2 protein-coding genes and 1 pseudogene are annotated in these 2,593 nt (G+C 72.5%); all 3 read right to left on the bottom strand.

Features of this window, described 5'->3' with window-relative positions; all coding sequences use genetic code 11:
- Positions 1 to 1,337: pseudogene (locus KBX53_RS29185) on the bottom strand (AAA family ATPase); the annotation flags it as partial.
- Positions 1,334 to 2,032 (bottom strand): hypothetical protein, encoded by a 699-nt coding sequence (locus KBX53_RS29180; protein WP_210862819.1) that lies wholly within the window; start codon positions 2,030 to 2,032, stop codon positions 1,334 to 1,336. The gene KBX53_RS29180 and the pseudogene KBX53_RS29185, both read right to left, overlap by 4 nt.
- Positions 2,029 to 2,593, bottom strand: a 565-nt coding sequence (locus KBX53_RS29175; RefSeq protein ID WP_210862817.1) for an endonuclease domain-containing protein, incomplete at its 5' end; no start/stop codon positions are given. The genes KBX53_RS29180 and KBX53_RS29175, both read right to left, overlap by 4 nt.

Raw genomic sequence — 2,593 nt, 5'->3', positions numbered from 1 at the left:
TCGCCGGCCGGGTCGACGGCGGCCGACACGTCCGCGGCCGCGACCAGATCGGCGAACCGTGCGTCCAACTCGTGCAGGCGGCGCTCGTCAGTCGTCGGGTCACCGGAAGCGGCACGGACGGCGCTCACCGCCGGCGTGGACTCGGCGCCGTCGATGAGCCGGTCCAGCTCGACCACCTCGTCGCGGTCCCGGCACCAGGCGAGGTGGCGGTCCACCCGGCGAAGCAGCGCGCGTGGGGTCAGGGTGGGTGCGTCGGCGAAGGCGGCGGGTGCGATCGGCCAGGTGGGGTGCGGTGGCACGAAGCGTGGGCCGGTGAAGGCGGCGGCGAGACGCTTCGCCACGATCGCCTGCCCGATCTCCGGGGTGGGGATCCGGTCCGGCAGGGTCGCCGTGCGGAAGCGGTCGCCGACCGGGGTGGGCGCGGTGCGGGTCATCAGCACCCAGGTGTCCGGCAGGCACGAGACCACGACAAGCGTACGGCGGGTGATGTCGCGGAGCTTGAGCAGGCCGTCGGCGATCGGGCCGAGCACCTTGGCCTGGCCGTCCTCCAGCCCCTGGTGCTGGTTGAGCAGTGACGTGCTGGTCTGGGCGAACAGCGTGTCGAGCTGGTCCACGGCGATGACCGTCGGGTCCAGGGTCAGCGCCATCAGCCGGGAGATGTCCTGCACGACCTGCTGCGGCGTGCGGATCGCGGCGCTCAACCCCCACGCCGCCCGCGCCGCCGGGTCACCCGGTTCGGAGATCAGGTGGGCATAACCGACGTCCTGCGCCTCGAAGTCGACGGCACCGTGCAGGACGAGCGCCCGAGCGGTGTCCTGGGCGTCCCGCCCGACCTCCCGATCGCGCTCACGCAGCGCCCAGATGAAGGTGTCGAGCTGGGCGCGGGTCACCGGCCGGGCCCCGGCGACCGCGTCGCGGACCTCCACCGGCAGGCCGAGCTGCGGGGTGAGCCGACGGAGGAAGGTCTTCAGCTGGGTGCCCCAGCCGACATGGGCGCGGCCCATCCCCTCCACCAGGGCCAGGGCCACACTTTCCCAGAACGTCTTGCCACTGACCATGTCGACCAGGAAGAAGTAGCCACCGTCGCGCTGGATCCGTTCGCGCACCGCCCCGAGCAGGTGCGTCTTGCCGGCGCCCGCGCGGCCCTGCATGGCCACCCCGAGCGGCATGCTCGTGTCGTCGGTGCGGGCCCGCGCCACCCCGCGCAGGATCTCGGCGGCCACCTTCTCGTGCAGCTCCGGCACGTTGTGCGGGCTGGGTCGCCAGACGTCGTCCGGGGTGACCGCCGGGTTGAGACTCACCGCTTCCAGCGCGGCCCGCTGGTCGTCGGAGATCATGCCGGGCCGATCGCCAGGGCGTGGTTGTCCTCGTTCCCGATGCGGACGGCCGCGGCCCGGTCCCGTGCGGTCAGCGACTTGGTGTTCGCCACCGGAATGATGCGGACGTCCTCCCGACCGACCATCGCCCGCAGCGCGGCGTCCAGGGCATCCCGGTCGGTGTCGGCGAGCTGCTCGCGGACGTCGGCGAGGCCGACCCAGGCGCCCGGGGCGGTGGCCAGATCACGGTACGCCGACCGGACCAGCGCCTCGACCTCCGCTGCGGGCACCGGTGTGACCGCAGCGGGGGCCGGTGCCTCGTGCCGAGGCTCACTGGCCGCCAGCGCCGGTGCCCCGATCTGCTTGAAGAAGTCGCCGTGGCTGACCCGCAGCCGGTCCAGCGAACGGTGCAGGTTGGACAGCACGACGAAGAGCGACCGCGTGGTCGAGCCGCCCTGCTTGGGCGGCGCGGAGCTGTGCAGCTGACGGGCCACCCGCCAGCCCTCATCGGTCAGCTCGTGGGCGAACGGCCGATGCGTCCGATCGGTGTCGACCAGGCCCAGGTCGACGAGCTTCGTGTTGTCCTTACCGGTCAGCGTGAAACCGGCCAGCTCTTTCAGCTCGACGTTGGTGAGTCGGCGCGCCTCGACCATCAGCACCACGAGGGCGTTGATCTGGTTCGGCGTCAGGTGCGGGACGTCCGCCGGGCTCGTCATGATGTCTCATCTCCGTGGGGGTGCGTGCCGCCCGCGCGTCGCCGGGCCAGCAGCCGACGGATCCCGTCGACCACCGCCGGCGCGTCGGTGAGCACCTGCTCGTTGGTGAAGCGGAGCACGTCCAGCCCGAGGAGTTGCAGCTGCACGTCCCTCCGCCGATCGTTGGCGAAAGCGATTCGCCCACGATGCTCCGGGCCGTCCACCTCGACCGCAAGACCCTCCGTGGGCCAAAACAGATCCAGTCGGTACGCCGAACCCAGGACATGCCACTCGTAGGTCTGGTTCCACCGCCGGCCGCGGGCCCAGTCATGCGGTGCGAGCGCGCGTTCCAACGCCTGCTCGGCGGCGCTGTCGCCGCGCGGCACGCCCGCGATCGGCGGCCAGGCCAACACCGTCGACCCCGGCTCGGCGGCGGTGGCCGGAAGCCGTTCGATCGTGCTGGTCAGCTCGGCGAATCGTGGCGGCAGCAGCAGCGGCACCGACCGCACCCGGTCGGCATGGCGCAGTGGCCCGCCGGCCAACCACACCGTGACGTCGCCGTGCCGCACCAGCCACTCGGCG

This window comes from Micromonospora sp. M51 (assembly GCF_018070305.1).
GTDB lineage: Bacteria > Actinomycetota > Actinomycetes > Mycobacteriales > Micromonosporaceae > Micromonospora > Micromonospora parva.
The sequence above is the reverse complement of the archived record's forward strand: the minus strand, read 5'-3'. Positions and strand labels throughout refer to the sequence as shown.